General features: G+C 61.2%; 19 protein-coding genes and 1 pseudogene. 10 read left to right on the top strand and 10 right to left on the bottom strand.

Going from position 1 to position 19375, the window contains the following annotated elements:
- Window positions 1-349 precede the first annotated feature (349 nt).
- From WAW39_RS04255 to mdoH, 4 genes are all read left to right on the top strand, one after another.
- Entirely contained in the window at window positions 350-976 is a 627-nt protein-coding gene (locus WAW39_RS04255; RefSeq protein WP_422316116.1) for a tetratricopeptide repeat protein, read from the top strand.
- Window positions 977-1128: 152 nt separating this feature from the next.
- Window positions 1129-2466 (top strand): DUF1501 domain-containing protein, encoded by a 1338-nt coding sequence (locus WAW39_RS04250; RefSeq protein WP_422316114.1) that lies wholly within the window; start codon window positions 1129-1131, stop codon window positions 2464-2466.
- 153 nt (window positions 2467-2619) lie between these two features.
- Window positions 2620-3198 carry a hypothetical protein gene (locus tag WAW39_RS04245; protein ID WP_422316112.1) on the top strand — a complete coding sequence of 193 codons (579 nt, stop codon included), beginning with the start codon at window positions 2620-2622 and terminating at the stop codon, window positions 3196-3198.
- Window positions 3195-5339 carry a glucans biosynthesis glucosyltransferase MdoH gene (gene mdoH, locus WAW39_RS04240; protein WP_422316110.1) on the top strand — a complete coding sequence of 715 codons (2145 nt, stop codon included), beginning with the start codon at window positions 3195-3197 and terminating at the stop codon, window positions 5337-5339. The genes WAW39_RS04245 and mdoH overlap by 4 nt, the downstream gene beginning before the upstream one ends.
- Window positions 5340-5385: 46 nt before the next feature.
- On the opposite strand, the gene WAW39_RS04235 is transcribed toward mdoH, so the two are convergent.
- Complete coding sequence (locus tag WAW39_RS04235; RefSeq protein ID WP_422316108.1) at window positions 5386-5592, bottom strand: hypothetical protein; 207 nt, start codon at window positions 5590-5592, stop codon at window positions 5386-5388.
- A gap of 170 nt (window positions 5593-5762) precedes the next feature.
- On the bottom strand, window positions 5763-6095 hold the full coding sequence (locus WAW39_RS04230) for a hypothetical protein (RefSeq protein ID WP_422316106.1): 333 nt from the start codon (window positions 6093-6095) through the stop codon (window positions 5763-5765).
- A gap of 133 nt (window positions 6096-6228) precedes the next feature.
- Between WAW39_RS04230 and WAW39_RS04225 the strand changes: the two genes are divergently transcribed.
- Entirely contained in the window at window positions 6229-6489 is a 261-nt protein-coding gene (locus WAW39_RS04225; protein WP_422316104.1) for a hypothetical protein, read from the top strand.
- 102 nt (window positions 6490-6591) lie between these two features.
- Window positions 6592-7791: an FAD-dependent oxidoreductase gene (locus WAW39_RS04220; protein ID WP_422316102.1), complete on the top strand. Its 1200-nt coding sequence runs from the start codon at window positions 6592-6594 to the stop codon at window positions 7789-7791.
- Window positions 7792-7945: 154 nt separating this feature from the next.
- Here the strand turns inward: WAW39_RS04220 and WAW39_RS04215 are convergent, their stop codons facing one another.
- The 7 genes from WAW39_RS04215 to ccsA form a co-directional block, all read right to left on the bottom strand.
- The gene (locus WAW39_RS04215; RefSeq protein WP_422316100.1) at window positions 7946-8209 is read right to left on the bottom strand and encodes a hypothetical protein; all 264 of its coding nucleotides are present in this window, start codon (window positions 8207-8209) and stop codon (window positions 7946-7948) included.
- Window positions 8210-8354: 145 nt separating this feature from the next.
- A complete protein-coding gene (locus WAW39_RS04210; RefSeq protein ID WP_422316098.1) occupies window positions 8355-9227 on the bottom strand; it encodes a YwqG family protein in 873 nt (290 codons plus the stop codon).
- Window positions 9228-9315: 88 nt separating this feature from the next.
- Window positions 9316-10260: a hydroxymethylbilane synthase gene (gene hemC, locus WAW39_RS04205; RefSeq protein ID WP_422316096.1), complete on the bottom strand. Its 945-nt coding sequence runs from the start codon at window positions 10258-10260 to the stop codon at window positions 9316-9318.
- 221 nt (window positions 10261-10481) lie between these two features.
- Entirely contained in the window at window positions 10482-11039 is a 558-nt protein-coding gene (locus WAW39_RS04200; RefSeq protein ID WP_422316094.1) for a DUF6036 family nucleotidyltransferase, read from the bottom strand.
- Window positions 11017-11400, bottom strand: coding sequence for a hypothetical protein (locus tag WAW39_RS04195; RefSeq protein ID WP_422316092.1), 384 nt, complete (start codon window positions 11398-11400; stop codon window positions 11017-11019). The genes WAW39_RS04200 and WAW39_RS04195 overlap by 23 nt, the downstream gene beginning before the upstream one ends.
- Window positions 11401-11552: 152 nt before the next feature.
- Complete coding sequence (gene hemA / locus WAW39_RS04190) at window positions 11553-12623, bottom strand: glutamyl-tRNA reductase (protein WP_422316090.1); 1071 nt, start codon at window positions 12621-12623, stop codon at window positions 11553-11555.
- Entirely contained in the window at window positions 12616-13395 is a 780-nt protein-coding gene (gene ccsA / locus WAW39_RS04185) for a cytochrome c biogenesis protein CcsA (protein WP_422316088.1), read from the bottom strand. Before ccsA ends, hemA begins: the two co-directional genes overlap by 8 nt.
- 101 nt (window positions 13396-13496) lie before the next feature.
- Here ccsA and WAW39_RS04180 point away from each other — a divergent pair, with 101 nt between their 5' ends.
- The 4 genes from WAW39_RS04180 (at window position 13497) to WAW39_RS04165 (ending at window position 18529) form a co-directional block, all read left to right on the top strand.
- Window positions 13497-13700, top strand: a complete 204-nt coding sequence (locus tag WAW39_RS04180) for a hypothetical protein (RefSeq protein WP_422316086.1) — start codon at window positions 13497-13499, stop codon at window positions 13698-13700.
- A gap of 89 nt (window positions 13701-13789) precedes the next feature.
- Window positions 13790-14323, top strand: coding sequence for an adenine phosphoribosyltransferase (locus WAW39_RS04175; RefSeq protein ID WP_422316084.1), 534 nt, complete (start codon window positions 13790-13792; stop codon window positions 14321-14323).
- Between the two features lie 11 nt (window positions 14324-14334).
- Entirely contained in the window at window positions 14335-17145 is a 2811-nt protein-coding gene (gene glnD, locus WAW39_RS04170) for a [protein-PII] uridylyltransferase (RefSeq protein WP_422316082.1), read from the top strand.
- Window positions 17146-17188: 43 nt separating this feature from the next.
- On the top strand, window positions 17189-18529 hold the full coding sequence (locus tag WAW39_RS04165) for a sulfatase-like hydrolase/transferase (protein ID WP_422316080.1): 1341 nt from the start codon (window positions 17189-17191) through the stop codon (window positions 18527-18529).
- Between the two features lie 492 nt (window positions 18530-19021).
- On the opposite strand, the pseudogene WAW39_RS04160 reads toward WAW39_RS04165, so the two are convergent.
- Window positions 19022-19375, bottom strand: a pseudogene (locus tag WAW39_RS04160) (hypothetical protein); the annotation flags it as partial.

The raw sequence follows: 19375 nt of genomic DNA, 5'->3' as shown, positions 1-19375 counted from the left end.
GCCTGAAGGTCATGCGAAAAGGCGGGAAGCGTGCGGGTGGTGGAAATAGACACCCGCCCGAAGATAGCCTGCTCCAGCAGAGTACAATTTCTATCTCCAACTTTGTGGGTAAAGATCAGCTCGGAGGTCCGCGCTCCAGGAGCGTTTTCTTCCTCGGAGTGATGGATGAATGAGAAAGCGCTGGCCGACAGACAAGAGTGTCCGTCGTACTCGACGCATGCAACCCGCCGGGAACGAGTCACTCTGCTTTCCCCCGAACGCTTGATTATTCAGAACCACGTGGACATCTTTCGGCCTTCTGCATGGTTGGATGAGTTCATGACGTCTTGTGTCATGTTCTGATCATCCTATGAAATCACTGCTCGCCGTCATCACCCTGTTTGTTCTCCCTTCGCTGCTCAGCGCCGCAGACACGCCCACCGAGCTCTTTAAGCAGGGGGTGGATTTTTTCTTTGCGGCGAAGCCGAAGGAGTCGGTGGCGGCTTTTGACAAGCTTATCGCGCTGGCACCGGAGTCGAAACCGCAGCTCTGGCAGCGTGGGCTTTCGCTGTACTACGCGGGGGATTTCAAAGGGGGGCGCGAGCAGTTTGAGGTGCACCAAACGGTGAACGGCAACGACGTCGAGAATGCCGCGTGGCATTTCCTTTGCATTGCGAAAGGGGAGGGCGTGGAGGCGGCGAGGAAGGTCTTCATTCCCATCGAAGGCGACAGCCGCATCCCGATGAAGCAGGTGCATGAACTCTTTGCGGGGAAAGGCAGCGAGGAGGCCGTGCTGAAAGCCGCCGAGGAGGGCGACGGTGAACGCCTGCGCAACCATCGGTGCTACGCGCATTTGTATCTGGGCTTGTATTTCGAAGCGATCGGCGAAGACGCGAAGGCGAAAGCACACATGCTCAAAGCGGCGAAGGATTTCTCCATGGACCACTACATGGGCCGGGTGGCGCAGGTGCATGTGAAGATCTGTGGGTGGGAGTGAGCGGGGCTCCATGCCCTCTTCCTCCCTTGGTATTTCGGCACACTTGCGCCTCTCTTGCGCAACATTGTGCCTGTCTTGGCAGAATGGCCTGCGGGCGTAACATGGCCCGCTCTTGCATGGTAGATTTGGATGTAACCCACTGAATCCGCACCATGAAAATGCATCGTCTCTGCTCCGGCAATCACAGCAATCTCTTCACGACCCCTCAGGGCCGGCGTGATTTCCTGCAGGTGGGAGCCATGGCGGGGCTGGGCCTCACGCTGCCCAATTTGCTCAAGCTTCAAGCGGCGGATCTTGCGATGCCAGCGGTGGAGAGCTACAAGCCCATCGCCACTTCGATCATTCATATCTACCTGCCGGGTGGCATGGCGCAGCATGAGTCTTGGGATCCGAAGCCGTTTGCTTCGCCGGATTACCGCGGGCCGTTCAATCCCATCAAAGGTGTGACGGGGGAATTCGTGGGCGGACAGTTTGCGAACATCGCCAAGATCTTGGACAAGATCACGCTGATCCGCTCCGTGACGCATGGGGAGGCGGCGCATGAGCGCGGGACGCACAACATGTTTACCGGCTACCGCCCGAGCCCAGCCATCAAGTTCCCGAGCTTCGGCTCCATCATTTCGCACGAGCAGGGACCGCGCAACAACCTGCCACCTTATGTGGCCGTGCCGAACATGATCGCGCCGGATCAAGGCAGCGGGTATATGAGCAGCGCCTTCGGCCCGTTTGCTCTGGGCAGCGATCCTGCGGACAAGGGTTTCACGGTGCGCGATCTGGCCGCGCCGAAGGAGATCGACGCGAAGCGCTTTGACCGCCGCCGCAACCTGCTCTCCGCTGTGGACGAGCACTTCCGCACCACCGAGAAATCGGACGGCCTCAGCGCCATGGACAATTTCTATCAGGCTGCGTACAAGCTCATCAGCTCTGACAAGGCCCGCGAAGCCTTCAACCTCAACGCCGAGCCCGACAAGCTGCGCGATGAGTACGGCCGCAACGCCGCCGGTCAGCGCTTCCTGCTCTCCCGCCGTCTCGTCGAAGCCGGTGTGCGCATGGTGTCCGTGAACTACGGCAGCTGGGATCACCACTCCAACATCAAGGGTGCCTTTGAAAGCCAGGCTCCGCAGTTCGATGTGGCCTTCGCACGCCTGATCAAGGATCTGGATGAACGCGGCATGCTGGACACCACGCTGGTGCTCGTGAGTTCCGAATTCGGCCGCACGCCGCGCATCAACAGCACGAACGGCCGCGACCACTACCCGCGCGTGTTCTCCGTGGCGATGGCCGGTGGCGGCATGAAGAAGGGGTTTGTTTATGGCAAGTCCGACGCCCTCGGTGGCGAGCCGGATGAAAACCCCGTGGGCCCGGAAGACCTGGCCCGCACGATGTACCGCCTGCTCGGCATCAACGCCAGCAAGCGCATCGTCGTCGAAAACGTGCGTCCGGTGGACATCGTGAACGGCGGCCGGTTGCTCAATGAAGTGATCGCGTAAGCGGGAGGATCATAAGACGGGATTCACCCGGGGCGTCTTGTCCCGGGGGCTGCCGTCTGCGCTGACGGAGGTCAAAAATGCGGAATCCGCAATCCTCTGCTTTCCACGGCATCAAAACTGCGCATTCTCCATGCGGTTCGGATTTGAACCTACATGGAAGCAGTCAACATTCAGTTTGCCCCCGCGACTGGCACCGAGGAAGAATGGAACGAGGCGTATGCGCGCCTCGCCGATTACTTCCGCTCGTACCAGCTCCACAACCGCATCCGCCGTACGCAGTTGATTCTCGAAACCCTGCGCAACGCCGCCAAGGCCCATGCGAAGGATCCTTCGCGGACGCCGACGGCACACTCGATCGAGCAGGCGCGGTTCATGCTGCGCGAGTGGCTGGGCTCGATCTACAGCGATCTCAATCTCAACGAAGCGCAGCTGGAAGCCACGGGGCGTCTGGGCTTCCACCTCGCCGGCGGTCCTTCGCGCTGGCCGCAGTTTTTCCTCGATGAACAGAACATGCCTGACGACATGGCCGAGGCCATGCGCTCCGCCATTCGTACCTCCGGCCCCGGCATGCAGGTGAGCAAGATGACCCCGCGTGACATCGACCTGGGCATGTTCACCGACGTGGCGGACGACACTTTTGACCGCCTTGGCCGCCATCCCATCCTGCGCTATTCGGTGCTCGTCATCATCGTGGGCAGCGTGCTGGGCTACCTTTACTCCCTCTTCGGATGAGCGCACCCATTGGCAGCCAGACCGCAAACATCGCGATGACCGCCGGGATGCCGCCCAAGCACATCTCGCGCACGCGTCGCGCCACGTTTTTCTCCCTTGTCGGCCTGGGCACCATCGTGGGTGCGTGGCTGTCCTACATTTTCCTTTCGGAAAACGGCATGCGGCTTTCCGAGTGGGGGCTGCTGCTGGTGTTCATCCCGCTGTACTACCAGCTCAATGTGGGCTTCTGGACGGCGCTCTTCGGCGTGTGGCTGATGAACCGCCCGAAGCCGGACTCGCTTAGCCTGTGGCTTTCCCTGACGGCGGAAGACTACGAGCAGCCCATCACGGCCAGCACCGCGATCATCATGCCGGTGTTCAATGAGGATGTGACGCGCGTGTATGAAGGTCTGCGCAGCATCTACCTCTCGCTGGAAGCCACGGGGCAGGCGGCGAATTTCGACTTTTTCATCCTGAGCGACTCCGACAAAGCGAGCCAGTGGATCGAGGAAGAAACTGCGTGGCTGGAGCTGTGCCGCCAGCTCAAGGCGTTTGGCCGCATCTTTTACCGCCGCCGCCGCAAGCAGATCAACCGCAAGAGCGGCAACGTCAGCGACTTCTGCCGCCGCTGGGGCAAGCGCTACCGCTACATGGTGGTGCTGGATGCGGACAGCCTGATGTCCGGCGCGCTGCTCACCAGCCTGGTGCGCATCATGGAGAAGAATCCGGGCATCGGCATCGTGCAGACGTTTCCGAAGCAGATCGCGGCAGACACGCTGCTGGGGCGCGTGATGCAGTTTGCGCAGGCGCTCTACGGCCCGCCCTTCATGGCGGGGCTGGACTACTGGCAGTGCGGCGAGGCGAACTTCTGGGGGCACAACGCCATCCTGCGTCTGGCGCCGTTCATCGAGCACTGTGCGCTGCCGCCGCTGCCTGCCAATGCGCCCTTTGGCGGGCATATTCTCAGCCATGACTTTGTGGAAGCCGCGCTGATGCGCAAAGCCGGCTACGCTGTGAGGCTGCTGCCCACCACGCGTGGCAGCTATGAGGAAGGACCACCCACGCTGGTGGACATGCTCAAGCGTGACCGCCGCTGGTGCCAGGGCAACATGCAGCACCTCTGGCTGCTGTTTGCCAAAGGCTGGCACCCGATGAGCCGGATCAATTTCCTGCACGGCATCCTGAGCTACGTGAGCTCGCTGCTGTGGTTTCTCTTCCTCGTGCTGGCGACCCTGCTGGCCGCCACGCCGACGCCGCACGTGCAGCCGCAGGCCATCCTGGCCGAGCACATTCTGCTGGCCGTCACGGCGATGCTGATCTTCCTGCCGAAGACGGTGATCCTGCTGGATGAAGTCATCACGGGGCGCATGTTCAAGCCGCTGAAACTGCGCTTCCTGACGTTCTTCAGCAGCCTGCTGGACACGGTGGTCTTCACGCTGATGGCACCGGTGCTGATGATCTTCCATTCGCGGTTTGTCGTTTACACCATCGTGGGCAAAAGCGTGAGCTGGGTGACCCAGCGGCGCAAGATCGACGGCGGCATCAACTGGAGCGAGATCATTTTCACCTTCCTCAGCGTGACGCTGCTGGGCCTTGCCTGGGGAGTGATCGGCTGGTTTGTCTCGAAGGCATTCCTGATCTGGATCAGCCCCATTCTGTTCTCCCTGGTCGTTTCCATCCTCGTGGCGGCCATGGTTTCCAGCGGGCGCAGCGGACGGCGTCTGGGCCTCTTCCTCACGCCGGAAGAGCATGAGCCGCCGACGGTGCTGAAAAACATGCAGCAGAATTTGGAGGAGATCAAAGACCGCATCCAGCTCTCTCCCGAACTGGAGCGGCACTATGGCCTCATGCAGGTGTGCCTGGATCCTTACGTGAACGGTCTGCATGTGAGCCTGCTGCGCCGCCGCCGCACCATCGAGGTGTCATCCGCCTACCTTAAGGAGATCAGCCACCGTCTGATCACGCAGGGGCCGCAGACGCTGAATGCGCAGGAGCTGAAGGCGCTGATGCACGACACGGACACGGTGACCAATCTGCACTACCGTATCTGGAGCGCCGCCGATCATGAGCTGGCGCCGTTCTGGGCCACGGCCATCCGTCAGTACAACCTTGCCTCCACCAGCCCGTTCGCCCACACTTTGGCGAAGCAGGAAGTGGAGTGAAGCGGAGTGGTGTGAGTGTTTCAGATATCCTCCTGACAGTGACCGCTTAGAAGCCGCCAAAGTTGCCACCAAAACCACCGCCGTTGCCGCCGCCACGGTAACCTCCCACGCTGCCGCGGTGATGGTGGTGGCCGTAACTGCTGTGATGGGAAGGACGGCGGTACGATCTGCCGCTGTTGTAGGGCACGATGCATGAACTTACTGAGCTCAGCGTGAGGATGGCCGTGAAGAGAACGAGGAGTTTTGTTTTCATTTGTTCAATGGTTTTAAAGTCGCCAGCGCAGGTCTGTTCAAGGCATCGGCTCCCATCCGTTTTTGATGAGGGAGGCGAGTCCGCCTATCAACCAACGAGCAGCGCCCCGAAAAGGGCGCTGCGAGTTGAAGTTTCAGAGCCGGCTGGATTCAGCCGTCTGAACTGGCGTTTTAGTGGTGATGGAAGCCACCCATGTGGCCCCCATGGAAACCGCCTACATGAGTGTAACCGCCGTGGTAGCCACCAAAGCCGGGCCGATAGCCGGTAAAGCCGGGCCGATAGCCGGTAAAGCCAGGACGACCGTAGTAGGGTGAACGGTAGCCGCCGTAGGCGTAGCCGGGGCGGACGTAACCGGGGCGGGCGTAGTAGTTGTTGTAAACGCCGTAGCCGCCGTAATAGGGGCGGCGGTAACCGGTGCTGGCGTAGCCGTAGGGTACGACGCAGGAACTGAGCGATCCAAGGGTGATGACCGCTGTGAGAAGAAGGATGAGTTTTGTTTTCATAATCACTGAGGGTTCACTGGGATTCGACGCTGCCTCTGGGACTGTATTCAAGAAATTGCGCCCCTATGGCAGGATCGGGGTGGATGGAATCCCGCTTCCCATTCGCCGCCCTTCATGCCAGCATCCCTGCGCCATGAAGTCTATTCTCAGCCTTGCGTTTGTCTTTGCCTGCACCTGCACCTCCTTTGCGCAGAGAAGCGCGCCGATTGTTTCACCGGAGGTTCAGGACGATCACAGCGTGATCTTCCGCCTGCGGGCTCCCAAATCTCAAAGCGTTGCTTTGCGCGGACAGTGGCAAAAAGAACCCGTGCCGCTGACGAGGGACGCCGAGGGGCTGTGGAGCCTCAGCGTGCCGAACGTGCCCGCAGGCGTGTGGGAGATGAGCTCGCGATGATCGACCCTGTCAATCCGGCGCAGAAGCCGCAGCGCAATCCCACCTCCAACATCCTGCACATTCCGGGCACGCCGCCGAATCAATCCGTGTTTTCCTAAACTCATGCAGCCCCCTTTGCGCATCGCCATCGTTGGCTCTGGCACGGCCGGGCCTGCGGCGGCGATCTTCCTTGCGAGGGCGGGTCATGCGGTGACGCTCTTCGAGCGTGCGCCGCAGAAGCTGCCCGTGGGCGCGGGCTTCATGCTGCAGCCCACCGGCATGGCGGTGCTGCAGGAGCTGGGCCTTGCGGAAGAACTGCGGCCGCATATCGCCACGATTTCGAAATTGTACTGTCGCACGAAGTCCGGGCGCACGCTGCTGCACCTGACTTATGAAGAACTCGGCAGCGGCCTCTTCGGTGCGGGCACGCATCGCGCCACGCTGCTGGATCTGCTGCTCGATGCTGCTCAGCGTGCAGGCGCAAAGGTTCTCTGGAACACGCACATCGCCAGGCTCACGCGAGATGCCACGCAGCGTCCCATGCTGCACGATGCCAATGGTGCAGCGCATGGCCCTTATGATCTGCTGCTGATCTGCGATGGGGCGCATTCCACGCTGCGGGATCAAAGCGGCGTGCCCGCACGCGTGAGCCGTTATCCCTGGGGCGCGCTGTGGTTTATCGGCAAGCGGACACCGGAGTTTGATCCGCAGGTGCTGTGGCAATGCGTCGGCAACACGCGCGAGCTGACCGGCTTTCTGCCCACCGGCACGCAGGACGATCTGCTCAGCCTGTTCTGGAGCATTCGCCTCGATCACATCGAGCGATGGCGGAAGACTCCGCTGGAAGATTGGAAGCGTGAGATCCTTGCCCTGGCCCCGCAGGCCGAAAGTTTTCTCAAGCAAATCGACTCGCATCAACAAGTCGCCACTGCGGCTTACCACGACGTGCGCATGAAGCAATGGCACGGCGAACGCGTGGCCATTCTCGGTGATGCCGCTCATGCGCTGAGTCCGCAACTCGGGCAGGGGGTGAACCTCGCGCTGATGGATGCGGCTGTTCTCGCGCAATCTCTTGCCACACAAACATCCCTGCCAGCAGCCCTCGCCCAGTACTCCAGCAGCCGACGGAAACACCTGCGCTTTTACCAGTTCGCCACGCGATGGACGACGCCTTTTTTCCAGTCGGATCTTCTGCCACTGGGGTGGATGCGTGATCTGGTGTTTCCGATCATCCAGCGCATTCCAATGCTACGCCGCCAGATGACTGCGACGATGGCGGGTGGGAAGACGGGGCCGTTTTCGAGTCTGCGGACCATGCGCTAGTCCTCCTCTGATTCATTCTCCGCCATCCATACGCGACCTGAACGCGCTATTTCAGACCTTGGAGGACTTCATCAAAAACAGCGCCCGGATCAATGTCCGGGCGCTGCCAAGAAATGCTCAAGAGCTGGCAGGAAGCCTCAGCTCAGGAGAGGTCTCAATGGTGATGGCCGCCGTGATGTCCACCGTAGCTACCCCCACCAAAGCCGCCGTGATGGCCGCTGTAGCCACCATACCCGCGGCTACCACCGTAACCGGAGCGGCCGTAGCTGCTGTAGCCGCCGTACGAGGGGCGGTAGTAGGATCTGCTGTAGCCATATCCTCCCCCGTAACCGCCGCCGTAGCCATAAGGGGCGATGCATGAACTCAAAGAAGTCAGAGTGAGAATGGCCGTGAACAGAAGAACCAGTTTTGTTTTCATAAGTGAATAGTCCGACGCAGCTACTGCGGGTCTATTCAGTCAATCGCTGTGCATTACAAAAGGGGCGGTGGATTGCAGGGGCCTTTCCTGCCTGCAGGACCCCATGGTGCCTCGCCGTTTTTAGCTCCGTGACCATGCGGCACTGTTAGCAGCATTGAAACACCATCCATGCACGGCTGAAGTCTCCGGCCTTCATGTCCGACTCTCTCATCCAGAAATACAGCGTACCCACATCGCCCCACATCCAGCCTGTGTCGTCATCGGTGTCGAGTTGCAGCAGGAGTTTCCATTCGCGGGCTCCGGCGCGGAGTTCTTCCACCCGCGGGTTCTTGTAGCCCTCGGGACCGCCGACATAGATGCCATTTGAGGCCAGCTGGCACTCCAGCTCCATGTCATCTCCCTGCACCGGAGTGGGAAAGCCCAGCACTTGATGCCGCGTCCGTTCGCCAAACACTTCCTGGCGGTAGTTGGTGTAAGCGTCACCATCGCGCTTCCAGTCAAACTCGGCGCTCGGCAGCCGCGGTGTATCCGGCAGCAGTTCGATGCGCTCAGCTTGCACAGGCTTGCGCTGATAAATAAACTCCTCGGGCAAACCCTCTGGGGCACTGCGTTCAGGAAGGGACCTGCAGTCCGCCTGTGTATGAACGACCTGCCAGCCTTCAACATCTTTCGGATCAAAACCCCACACGCCCTGCTCCTGATCGTAGAAAAAGAACAGAAAACCCGTCGCAGGCAGGCTTGAAGCCATCGCAGAGTGAACCTCTGCCAGATCAAGCTGCGCGAGAAATGCCTGCGGCTTTCCGCCATATTGAGGCCACGCTGTGTCAGAAGGCATCTGTGGCAGACCGCCCAGCCGTGAAAACCCCGCTGCACCGTGGGGTGCCAGCAGGACCGCCGGCTGTGCCAGTGCAGCAAACCGTGCTTTGATGGACGCCCGGTCAGCCTTTCCCGTCTCGGAGACGTTCGACGCCGATGCTTCGCCTCCAAATAATCCCAACAAGCGCTTCAGCCAGTGCATCCATTTCTTTGGAGCTGCCCAACACTGCAAGCAAGCAACGGTTCTGGCAGCAGTCACTATGAATGGCTGCTTCCGAATCTCAGAAAAGTCAGAGCATGCCGGCCAGATCTGCGGCGAGCTGCGCGGCTTCGTGCACGGGACGCCGGGCCTCGCGCTCGACGGGTGGCAGGGCGAGATCGGCTTCGTTGAAGACGCGCACGGCCATGTGGAGCTGGCCGTCCTTGATCCAGGTGTGGGCACCCACGGGGGTCTGGCAGCCGGCGCCGAGGATCTTTAGAAATTCGCGCTCGGCGGTGATGCGGGATTCGGTTTCGGCGTGGTTGAGCGCGCGGATGGCTTTGATCGTTGCTTCATCTCCTGCGCGGCATTCGATGGCGATGGCGCCCTGCCCGGCGGCGGGGAGGAATTTCACGGGATCGAGCACCAGGCCGTAGAGCGTGTGGGTGTCGATGTGGATGCGGCTCAGGTTCGCATTGAGCAGGCCCAGGCGCAGCAGGCCGGCGGCGGCGAGCAGCACGGCATCGAGCGCATTTTCACCGAGCACTTTTTTCACGCGGGTGGGGACGTTGCCGCGGATCTCGACAATCTGGACGTCGGGGCGCAGGAACTTGAGCTGCGCGGCGCGGCGCACGCTGCTGGTGCCGACGCGCGCGCCCTGGGGCAGGGTTTCGAGGGTGTAGGGATGTGCGCTGACGAGAACGTCCTCAATGGCGGCACGTGGAAGAACGGCGGCGATGGTGAAGCCGGCGGCGAGATCGCTGGGCACGTCCTTGAGGCTGTGCACGGCGGCGTCGATCTGGCTGTCTGCGAGCGCGATTTCGAGCTCCTTGATGAAGATGCCTTTGTCCACCTGCGCCACGTCGCTGAACTCGGAGAAGCGGAGGTCCTGGCGTTTGTCACCGCTGGTCTGGATGATCTGGCGCTCGATCTGCAGATGCGGATGCGCGGTCTGCAGGTCTGCCGTGACCATTTTTGTCTGAGTGAGTGCCAGCTCGCTGCCGCGGGTGCCGAGGATGATTTTTGCGGGGGTCATGGTGGGGTTCCCAGCTTTTCACGTACCGGGGCGGGACGCAAGGAATAGGCGTGACCTTGGCGGGCTGTTTGGCGGGTGGCGTTTTTATAGCGTTTTGCGAAACTGATTTCCGGAAAGCGAACGTGGAGACGCTCTGCGGCGGCTTGAGGACAAGCCGCCCTACCTCGCGCCGGGCACGCGCATGCAAAGCGCAGATAGGGCGGGCTGTCGCCACACCCATCTTACGGGCTGGTTTGCGCCCGGACTTGCGCCATGCTGCGCTCCACTTTTTCCCGGTCCGCCGGGGCGAGGGGGTTGGCCGCATGAAGCTCCTCCAGCCGCGCCCAGGTGATGATGCCGGTGCCCAGCAGGCCCCGCACCCAGACGATGTCCTTGGGACGCCCGGCGTAGAGCTTGTTGTAGGCGACGTCATGCGGGTCCAGGCAGTGACCGCGCAATCCTGCGGTGAGCTGAAGGGTCGTCACCCGCTGCTGCCAGCCGGGCGGCGTCCACTTCAGGAGGCTGTCACTGACGTAATCGACAAAGAAGCGATGCCTGCTGGAGAAATCACTGTCTTCACCCAGCTCACGTTCCATGATGGTGGAATCAAAATACAACACGGGTGTACCGACAGGGATCACATCAATGTCCTTGCTGGTGCGCAAGGCGGCGGGCACGTCAGGATTGACGACGGCCACGGACGCGCTGCCGATCATCCAGACATCGGTGACTTGAACGGGCAGCCAGCGGCGGAGTTCAGGCCACAAAAGAGAGAAATCAGCCTGCGTAAGCTCTTTCACGAAGGGTCTCCATTTCCTGGTGCGTCACAAAGGGCTCGCCTTTGAAAGGCATGCCGGAACGAAGTCGCTGCCCGGTGTCTCCCGTGTCTTCCAAAATCCTGGCCACGGCCTCCACATCTCCCGTCTGCAAGAGCGTCAGCCATTCGGTATCGTGAGCAGATAAAGTCTCCTGATCCCGTAGCAACCAGTGAAGGCCCTGCTGCATAAGCTGGGGCTGCTGACGCAATCGTGCGGCGACGAGTTTGCCCTTCTGCCAGCGAATCCAGTCCTGCACCAGATAGTTCGGCGGCAGGTCGAGCCAAGGCGGAAACATCGGGACTTCATCCGATGCACTCTGCGGTGTCTCGATTGCGACTGACATGGGGCAAAGATGCACCGGGGAGGTGTCTGCGGCAAGCCCGGCTTCGCAGGCTTGGCTGGCCCAGTGCACGCCTGTAAAGGCACGACCACCCCAGAATCCAGATTCCGGCTGAAGCCGGTACTACGGAACAGCGGTGGGTGATGCGGGACCGGTCAGGCGAGCTTCAGACCGCCGCTGCCGGGGGATTTGAGGAAGCCGTATTTTTCGAGCTGCTCTTCGATGATGCGCTCGCAGGAGGCGAGCTGGCGGAGGCGCTCGCGGCGGCCTTCGTCGGCGATGGCCTGGAGGGCGTCGATGTCGTAGAGATAGACGCCTTCGATGTTGTTCACGGCGGGGTCCACGTCACGCGGCACGGCGATGTCGATGATGAGCAGGGGCTCCCAGCGGCGCTTGCGCATGACCTGATCGATCTGCTCGGGCTTGATGACAAAATGGGGGGCGCTGGTGCTGGAGATGATGACGTCCACCTCATGCAGGGCGTGCTCCCATTCGTCGAACTTCATGGCGCGGCCCTTCATCTCGGTGGCGAGCTCCACGGCTTTGTCGTAGCTGCGGTTGGAGACGATGATGCTCTTGGCGCCGCGTGAGAGCAGGCTCTGCGCGCAAGTGCGGCTCATTTCCCCGGCGCCGACGAGCATGACGCGGCACTCCTTGAGATCGTGCACTTTTTCCGCCAGATCCACGGCCACGCTGCCCACGCTGGTGGAGCCGCGCTGGATGGTGGTCTCGTTGCGCACCTTTTTGCCGACGGTGAAGGCCTGCTGAAAGAGCTTATTGAGTGAGCGGCTGGTGGTGCCGGTGTCGAGGGCGACTTTGTAGGCGGCTTTGACCTGGCCGAAGATTTCCGTCTCGCCGAGCACCATGGAGTCGAGCCCGCTGACGACGCGGAAAAGGTGCCGCGCGGCCTCGGCGGAGTCGAGATTGTAAAGCACCAGGGCTTCTGCGTGCTCTGGCTGAAGTTCGAAGCGTTCGATGAGGTATTGGCGCAGGGCGGCGTGGCCCTCCTTGCCGCTGGGCAGGGCGTGCGTGGCGTAGAGCTCCACGCGATTGCAGGTGCTGAGGACGACGCTTTCTTCAAATCCTGGCAGCCCGCGCACCTGCTGCACGGCCAAAGGCACCTGCGCCTCGGGAAACGCGAGGCGCTCACGCACCTCGACGGGGGTGGTTTTGTAGTTCAGGCCTACACAGACGAGGCCGCTGCGAATGTCCGTCGGCTCAGGCATGCGTGACGATCCACAGTGAGATGAACGGCAGGATAAAGCCGATGACGGCCAGCCACGCGGTCTTGCGCGGGGAGGTGAAATGTTTCCACATCAGGAGGGAGATGACCGCATACAGGGCCCAGACGATCCAGGCGAAGACGACGTGGCCGGTCTTTGTCATGGGCAGATGCAGGGCAAAGGAAATGCTGAGCGCGATGCTCAGCAGCAGCAGGCCGAGGCGCACGGTGCGCTGGATGGCGTGCGCGAGTCCCTGGATGGGCGGCAACTGGTAAAACAGGCCGCCGATCTGGTGCCGCTTCAGCATGCGCTCCTGCACGAGGTACATCACGCCCGTGATGCAGGCCAGGGCGAAGGCCGCGTAGGAGATGAGGGCGAGCGCGATATGCAGCTCCACCAGCGCATTGATGGGTCCCTTGGGATTGTAGGGAGCGAAGCCGTTCGTGAACGCCATCACCTGCATGAGGGTGACGAGCGGCGAGGTGAAAACCCCCAGCAGCGACAGGCGGAAGGCCGGGCCGACGAGGAAATAGAGCAGCACAATGCTCCAGGCGATGAAGACCAGAATGTCCGGCAGGCTGCGAATGGGGCACTGCCGCACCTCCTCACCGCGCAGAAAGATGAAGCCGGTCTGCAGGGCAAAACCCAGCGCCATGAGGAAGAACTGCGCCCGCGCCTGCTTCCAGGCACCGGCCTTGAGCGCCAGCAATGCCTGCACGAGCGCGCCCACAAAGATGAGGGTGGCGGCAAGAAGCAGTTGCTGAGAGGCAGGCATTGGATCGGGGGGCGGACATTCGTGGTCTTGTGACGTTTCTGCAAGGGTGAACACGCTGGGAGCGGCTTGTCAGTCTGGCGGAGATGTGCTCTTATTTTGTCATGGCTGCTGGCAAACTCCGTACTTGTGGAATCAAGGCCCAAACTTCCAAGCTGAGCCGTTCTCTGCCTGAATCCGCCCCATGTGACGATTTGATGTATGAAATCTACGTCCGGCAGAAGATTGACAGCGGTCTGGCGGACATCGCAGCCGGACGAGTGAAGACCCATGAAGAGGTGCTGTCGAAGTTTGGTGTCGCTGATTGATGGCGGGCGCGCTTGGATCGAGGACGAGGAAGATTCATGCTGGCGCATGAAGCTTGCGCATCCCCGCATCTCCTCCATGATCGCAGGGCATGGCTCCCGACATTCTCGACAGCATCCGCCGCACGATCCGCGACGTGCCTGATTTCCCCAATCCCGGCATTCTTTTCAAAGACATCACCCCGGTGCTGGCCAATCCGACGCTGCTGGCGCAGACGATTGATGGCATGATCGAGGCCACGGGAATCACGGAGGTGGACAAGGTCGTCGGGATCGACGCCCGGGGTTTCATCTTTGGGGCGCTGATCGCCGAGCGCTTGGGCGCGGGATTCATTCCGGTGCGCAAGAAGGGCAAGCTGCCCTGGCAGACGCGGGGGATTGATTACTCGCTCGAATACGGCACGAACTCGGTGGAGATGCACCTGGATGCCATCTCGCCGGGGGAAACGGTGCTGCTGGCGGACGATTTGCTCGCCACGGGCGGGACGGCGGCGGCGGCGCTGCACCTCATCGAGCAGGCGGGCGGCAAGGTGCTGGGCAGCACGTTTTTCATTGAACTGGCGTTCCTCGGCGGGCGCGAAAAAGTGAATGATTCCGGCCCGGTTCACGCACTGATCACCTACTGACTTCTGCTGAAATGACCGAACGCGAATACCTGCGACACCTGAACAAGAGCGCGCAGAAATTTTTTCCGCCCGAGGACAAGCTGCCGCGTGGACGCACCGAAACGCTGCGCCAGGCAAAGCGCTTTCTCAAGATCAAGGAGCAGCGCATCAAGCAGCGGCACCGCTCCGGCAGCTTTAGCGGAGCGGAAATCTGCCGCATGCGCTCGGATGTGATGGATTTCCTGGTGCGCATCCTGTGGGAGGAGTCGCTGTCGACACTGGACCCTGCGGTGCGTACCAAGCTCAATGTCAGTGTGATCGCCCACGGCGGCTACGGCCGGCGGGTGATGAGTCCGGGCAGCGATGTGGACCTCACTTTCATGTTTCCCGGCAACAGCGGCAGGGTGTCCACGGAAGTCGTGCAGCTGATCCGCGACTACCTGCTCTACTTCTACGATTTGAAGCTCAAGGTGGGCCATGGCTCACGCTGCGTGGGCGAGTGCATCAAGCTGGCCAATGAGAGCATGGAGACCAAGACGGCGCTGATGGAGGCGCGCCTCGTCACAGGCCAGAAGACGGCTTTTGAGGAGTTCCGGTCCCGTTTTGACAAGGAATGCATGGACGGGCAGGAGGGGGACTTTTTGAAGCTGCGGCAGATCGATCTGAACAGCCGCCATACGAAGTATGAGAACACCCCCTTTGTGCAGGAGCCGCATGTGAAAAACGGCTGCGGGGGGCTGCGCGACTACCAGAACCTGATCTGGATGACGTACGCGCGGCACCGCACGCTGAACCCGAAGGATCTGGTGGCGCTCGGCCTGATCTCCAAGGCGGGCTGGAAGGAGGTGGAGCAGGGCTATGAATTCATCCTGCGTGTGCGAAACGAAATGCACTACACCGAAAAGCGGGCCGAAGATCTTTTAACTTTGCGCCTGCAGGGGCCGGTGGCCACGCACCTGGGCTACCGCCACAAACGCATCCTGCGCCGCATCGAGGCGCTGATGCACGGCTACTACACGGCCACGCGCGACATTTTGCAGCGCAGCAATGAGGTGATGGACCGCTTCCATCTGGACCGCTTCCATCTGGAGGCGCTGGAAACCCGCAAGGAGAGCAAGCTCATGGGCTTCATCGCACGGCGGAAGGCTGAGAAGGAGCAGGAGAGCTTCGACGGCTTCAACCGCAAGCATGAGCGGCTCTATGCGGAAAGCCCGACGATCTTCAAGGATGACCCGGAGCGCATGATGCGCCTCTTTCTCCACACGCAAAAGCGCCACCTGCGCCTCAGCCCGGATTTGTTCCAGCTCATCCAGGACAACTTCCGACTGGTGGACACCAGCTTCCGCTACAACAAGGCCAACCGTGAGACGTTTGAGACGATTCTCTCCCACAAAGGGGATGCGGCGCGCACGCTGCGGCAGATGCACCGCGTGGGCTTCATCGGCAGGTACATGCCGGAGTTTGGTGCTCTCACCAATCTGGTGCAGCATGAGTTCTTCCATCTCTACACGGCGGATGAGCACACGCTGCGCACCATCGACAAACTTGATGAGCTGAGTGATCCCACCCTGAAAGGCGTGGACCTCTTTCAGCAGCTGTTTCACGATCTGCAGCAGCCGTATGTGCTGTATCTCGCCCTCCTGCTGCATGACGCAGGCCGTGCGGCCAACAAGAAGACGCACAGCGATGAAAGCACCACGCTGGCCGCCGCCGTCTCCCGCCGGCTGCAGATCAAAGGAGAGCGCCGCAGGCTGCTGCTCTTCCTGGTGGACAATCACCTGCTGATGTACCGCACCGCCACGACGAAGAGCCTAGATGATCCGCAGGTGATCGAGGAGTTCGTCAGCATCGTGCGTACGAAGGAGAATCTCGACACGCTGCTGCTCATGACCTATGCGGACTCGAAGGGAACCAGCGACAAGAGCTGGTCGGGTTACAAGGAGGCGTCCATCCGCCAGCTCTATCACAGCGCGCTGCGTTTCATGAACGCGCCGGCGGATTTCATGCGCAATGTGCAGGTGCCGCTGGAGGATCTGAAAAAGGAGGTGCTGCGACGCCTTGGGGCCGGCTATGAAGCGGAAGTGGACGCGCACTTCCGCCACATGCCGCCCTCCTACTTCAATTTCCGCGAGGCCGATCTCATCGCCACGCATCTGCGCCAGTTCCGGCAGTTCTTTGAGCAGCTCATCCGTGAAGAGGCTGCGGCAGGACTGCTGCCTGTCATGGTCTGGGAGGATCACGTGGACCAGGGTTACAGCGAGCTCACCGTCGTCTGCTGGGACCGCCACCTGCTCCTGGCGCGCATCTCCGGCGCCCTGGCGGCGGAAAGCATCAACATTCTCAGCGCGGATCTCTACCAGCGCGCCGACCACCTGGTGCTGGACACCTTCCGCGTCTGCAACACGAACTTCGCCGCCGTCACCACCAAGAGCGCCCGCGCACGTATCGAGGAATCTGTGCGCAAAGCCTTCAGCGGGCAGACCTTTGATTTCGGGGATGCGATCACCCAGAAGCTGGGCAAGTCGATCACGATGCTGGATGAAATCGGCGCGGAGATTCCGCAGCGCATCTACGTGAACAACCACCTCTCGCCGGACCAGACGGTGCTGGAGCTGCAGCTGGTGGACCGCCTCGGGCTGCTGTATGACATCTTCATGGCCATCGGCCGCCTCGGGCACAACGTGACGCACGCACGCATCAGCACGGAAAAGGGGGTGGCCATCGACGCCATTTACGTGCAGGACGAGCACAGCCAGAAAATCACCGACCGCGAGAAACTGGACGAACTGGCCGCCGCCGTGACGGAGGCTGCGCACCTGCGGTTGAGCTCCGCCAAGGAGTGATCTGCTGATACATTTGCCGCATTGCAGCGTTCGGAGAGCGCCCATGAAGCTCTCCGCACTCCTGCTCTGCTTTGCCGCTGCGCTGCTCTCATCCGCCCATGCTGCGGATGCGGCCAAGCCCAACATCCTCATTTTTTATCTCGATGACATGGGCTGGGCCCAGCCTGGCGCCTATGGTGGCAAAATGGCTCCCACGCCGAACATGGATGCCCTGGCCGCTGGCGGCGTGCGTTTCACCAACGGTTATTCCTCCGGCTGCGTGTGCTCGCCGGGCCGTGTGGGTTTGATGACGGGCCGCTACCAGGCGCGCACCGGCCATGATGCCAATCCCACCAAAGCAGGCCGCGAACTGCTGCTGAGCGAGACCACGCTGGCGCAGCACCTTCAAACCGCAGGCTACACCACGGGCATCGTGGGCAAATGGCACCTTGGCGACACCAGCCCGGAGTTCATGCCAGCGGCACGTGGGTTTGACTTTGCCATGGGTACTGTGGGCAATCTTGGTGAAGGCAAAGGGCCTTCGTTTTATCGCGGCAAAGAGCTGGTGGAAGACTTGGCGGGTGCGCCGGTCACTTCACCCGTTTATGCACGGGAGTCGGTGAATTTCATGGAGGCGAATCAGGCCAAGCCCTGGTTTCTCATGCTGTCCTTCAACGCCGTGCACAGTCCGCACGTGGCTTCGGAGAAATGGCTGGAAAAATTCAAGCACCTGCCGAAGCACGATGCGGCCTACGCTGCGCTCGCTGCGGAGGCGGATGAAGCCATCGGCACGGTGATGACGAAGCTGCGCGAGATGAAGCAGGAGGAGAACACGCTCATTTTTCTCATCAGCGACAACGGCGGCGCTTATCAGAATGCTGAGATGGGCGGGCTGCGCGGGCACAAGTGGTTCGTGTGGGAAGGCGGCATCCGTGTGTCATGGATGGCCGCGTGGAAGGGGCACATTCCTGCGGGCCGTGTCAGTGATGAGCCGGTGATTCAGCTCGATGTCCTGCCCACGGCCCTGGCCGCAGCGGGTGCGACGACCTCCATTCCGCTCGATGGTGTGAACCTGCTGCCTTTGCTCGAAGGCAAAACGGACAAGCTGGCCCCGCGTGAGCTCTACTTCCGCTTTGGCGTGCAGCAGGCCGTGCGTCAGGGAGACTGGAAGCTCGTCAAAGCCAGCAAAGACATGCAGCCCATGCTGGTGAACCTTGCCACCGATCCCGGTGAGCAAACTGACCTCAGCGCCAAGGAGCCGGAGAAAGCGAAGGCGCTGCAAAAGCTCTTCGACCAATGGAACGCCACCATGCAGGCACCCCGCTGGGAGGACCCACGCTGGAATGGCGAAGAGAGCCGCAAGGCTGGCAAGAAAGAGAAGCGGAAGAAGAAGGCGAAGGAGTAGCGCGAGGCTGAAGGCTCCACTCTGGACTGCATTGGCCTGGAGCGTTTTGAATTATTTTATAGCCCTTTTGACTCCTGCCATCGTGCGGACTCAAAGCCAATCCCCTCACCCCAGCCCTTTGACTTCGTCTATCTCCGCTGCGCTCCGGTTCCCCGAAGAAAAGGGTTCAGTGTCGTCGTATGCCAGGGGCAGGAAGAGGGAGAACCGCTTTTGGCGGCCCTGATTTCAGCGGACACGTAATTACTTAAAATGCTGTAGAGAAAATTTTTTCCATCACCTCTGAGACAGAATCGAATCTCGATTCGACTTCCAAACGGAGTGTCGCCAAGCGCGATATTCGGGAACAATTGGGGAAATTCAAAGGCGACTCTACCGTGCGATGGCTGTGGCCGCAGCTCGGTCTGAGCCCCCCATGAAGCACGGGGAAAAGAAAATGCCGCTCTGGATTCTGCGAATCTGGAGCGGCATGAATTCAGCCCATGGGGCCTGCGATTACTTTTTCTTCTTGCCGCCGAGGAGGGTGAGAAGGAGCACCAGTGCGACCACACCAATGCCGATGAGGATCATGTTCATCATGCTCATGCCTTCTGCCTCTGGGGCAGGCGCAGGTGCTGCTGCCTGAGGCTGGGCGTAGCCGGGCTGCTGAGGCTGCTGCGCATATCCAGGCTGCTGAGGCTGGCCGTAGCCGGGCTGCTGGGGTTGCTGAGGATAACCAGGCTGTTGAGGCTGGCCGACAGGAGGAACGGCACCCGGCTGGGCTGGGTAGCCATTGGGCTGGCCTGCAGGCATGGCTCCTGGCGCCGGGGCGGCACCGGGTACAGCAGCAGGGGCGGGAGTGCCCCCAGC

Source organism: Prosthecobacter sp., from assembly GCF_049294395.1.
In the GTDB taxonomy this organism is placed as follows: Bacteria; Verrucomicrobiota; Verrucomicrobiia; order Verrucomicrobiales; family Verrucomicrobiaceae; genus Prosthecobacter.
Note: the sequence above shows the minus strand (reverse complement) of the source record. Positions and strands in the feature narration are given on the sequence as shown.

Coding starts and splice junctions, on each gene's coding strand:
- mdoH (WP_422316110.1), top strand. CDS start 3,195: ATGAGCGCACCCATTGGCAGCCAGACCGCAAACATCGCGATGACCGCC.
- WAW39_RS04165 (WP_422316080.1), top strand. CDS start 17,189: ATGAAGCTCTCCGCACTCCTGCTCTGCTTTGCCGCTGCGCTGCTCTCA.
- hemA (WP_422316090.1), bottom strand. CDS start 12,623: ATGCCTGAGCCGACGGACATTCGCAGCGGCCTCGTCTGTGTAGGCCTG.
- WAW39_RS04255 (WP_422316116.1), top strand. CDS start 350: ATGAAATCACTGCTCGCCGTCATCACCCTGTTTGTTCTCCCTTCGCTG.
- WAW39_RS04180 (WP_422316086.1), top strand. CDS start 13,497: ATGGCTGCTGGCAAACTCCGTACTTGTGGAATCAAGGCCCAAACTTCC.
- WAW39_RS04195 (WP_422316092.1), bottom strand. CDS start 11,400: ATGTCAGTCGCAATCGAGACACCGCAGAGTGCATCGGATGAAGTCCCG.
- WAW39_RS04235 (WP_422316108.1), bottom strand. CDS start 5,592: ATGAAAACAAAACTCCTCGTTCTCTTCACGGCCATCCTCACGCTGAGC.
- WAW39_RS04175 (WP_422316084.1), top strand. CDS start 13,790: ATGGCTCCCGACATTCTCGACAGCATCCGCCGCACGATCCGCGACGTG.
- WAW39_RS04225 (WP_422316104.1), top strand. CDS start 6,229: ATGAAGTCTATTCTCAGCCTTGCGTTTGTCTTTGCCTGCACCTGCACC.
- ccsA (WP_422316088.1), bottom strand. CDS start 13,395: ATGCCTGCCTCTCAGCAACTGCTTCTTGCCGCCACCCTCATCTTTGTG.
- WAW39_RS04245 (WP_422316112.1), top strand. CDS start 2,620: ATGGAAGCAGTCAACATTCAGTTTGCCCCCGCGACTGGCACCGAGGAA.
- glnD (WP_422316082.1), top strand. CDS start 14,335: ATGACCGAACGCGAATACCTGCGACACCTGAACAAGAGCGCGCAGAAA.
- WAW39_RS04210 (WP_422316098.1), bottom strand. CDS start 9,227: ATGCACTGGCTGAAGCGCTTGTTGGGATTATTTGGAGGCGAAGCATCG.
- WAW39_RS04250 (WP_422316114.1), top strand. CDS start 1,129: ATGAAAATGCATCGTCTCTGCTCCGGCAATCACAGCAATCTCTTCACG.
- WAW39_RS04215 (WP_422316100.1), bottom strand. CDS start 8,209: ATGAAAACAAAACTGGTTCTTCTGTTCACGGCCATTCTCACTCTGACT.
- hemC (WP_422316096.1), bottom strand. CDS start 10,260: ATGACCCCCGCAAAAATCATCCTCGGCACCCGCGGCAGCGAGCTGGCA.
- WAW39_RS04220 (WP_422316102.1), top strand. CDS start 6,592: ATGCAGCCCCCTTTGCGCATCGCCATCGTTGGCTCTGGCACGGCCGGG.
- WAW39_RS04230 (WP_422316106.1), bottom strand. CDS start 6,095: ATGAAAACAAAACTCATCCTTCTTCTCACAGCGGTCATCACCCTTGGA.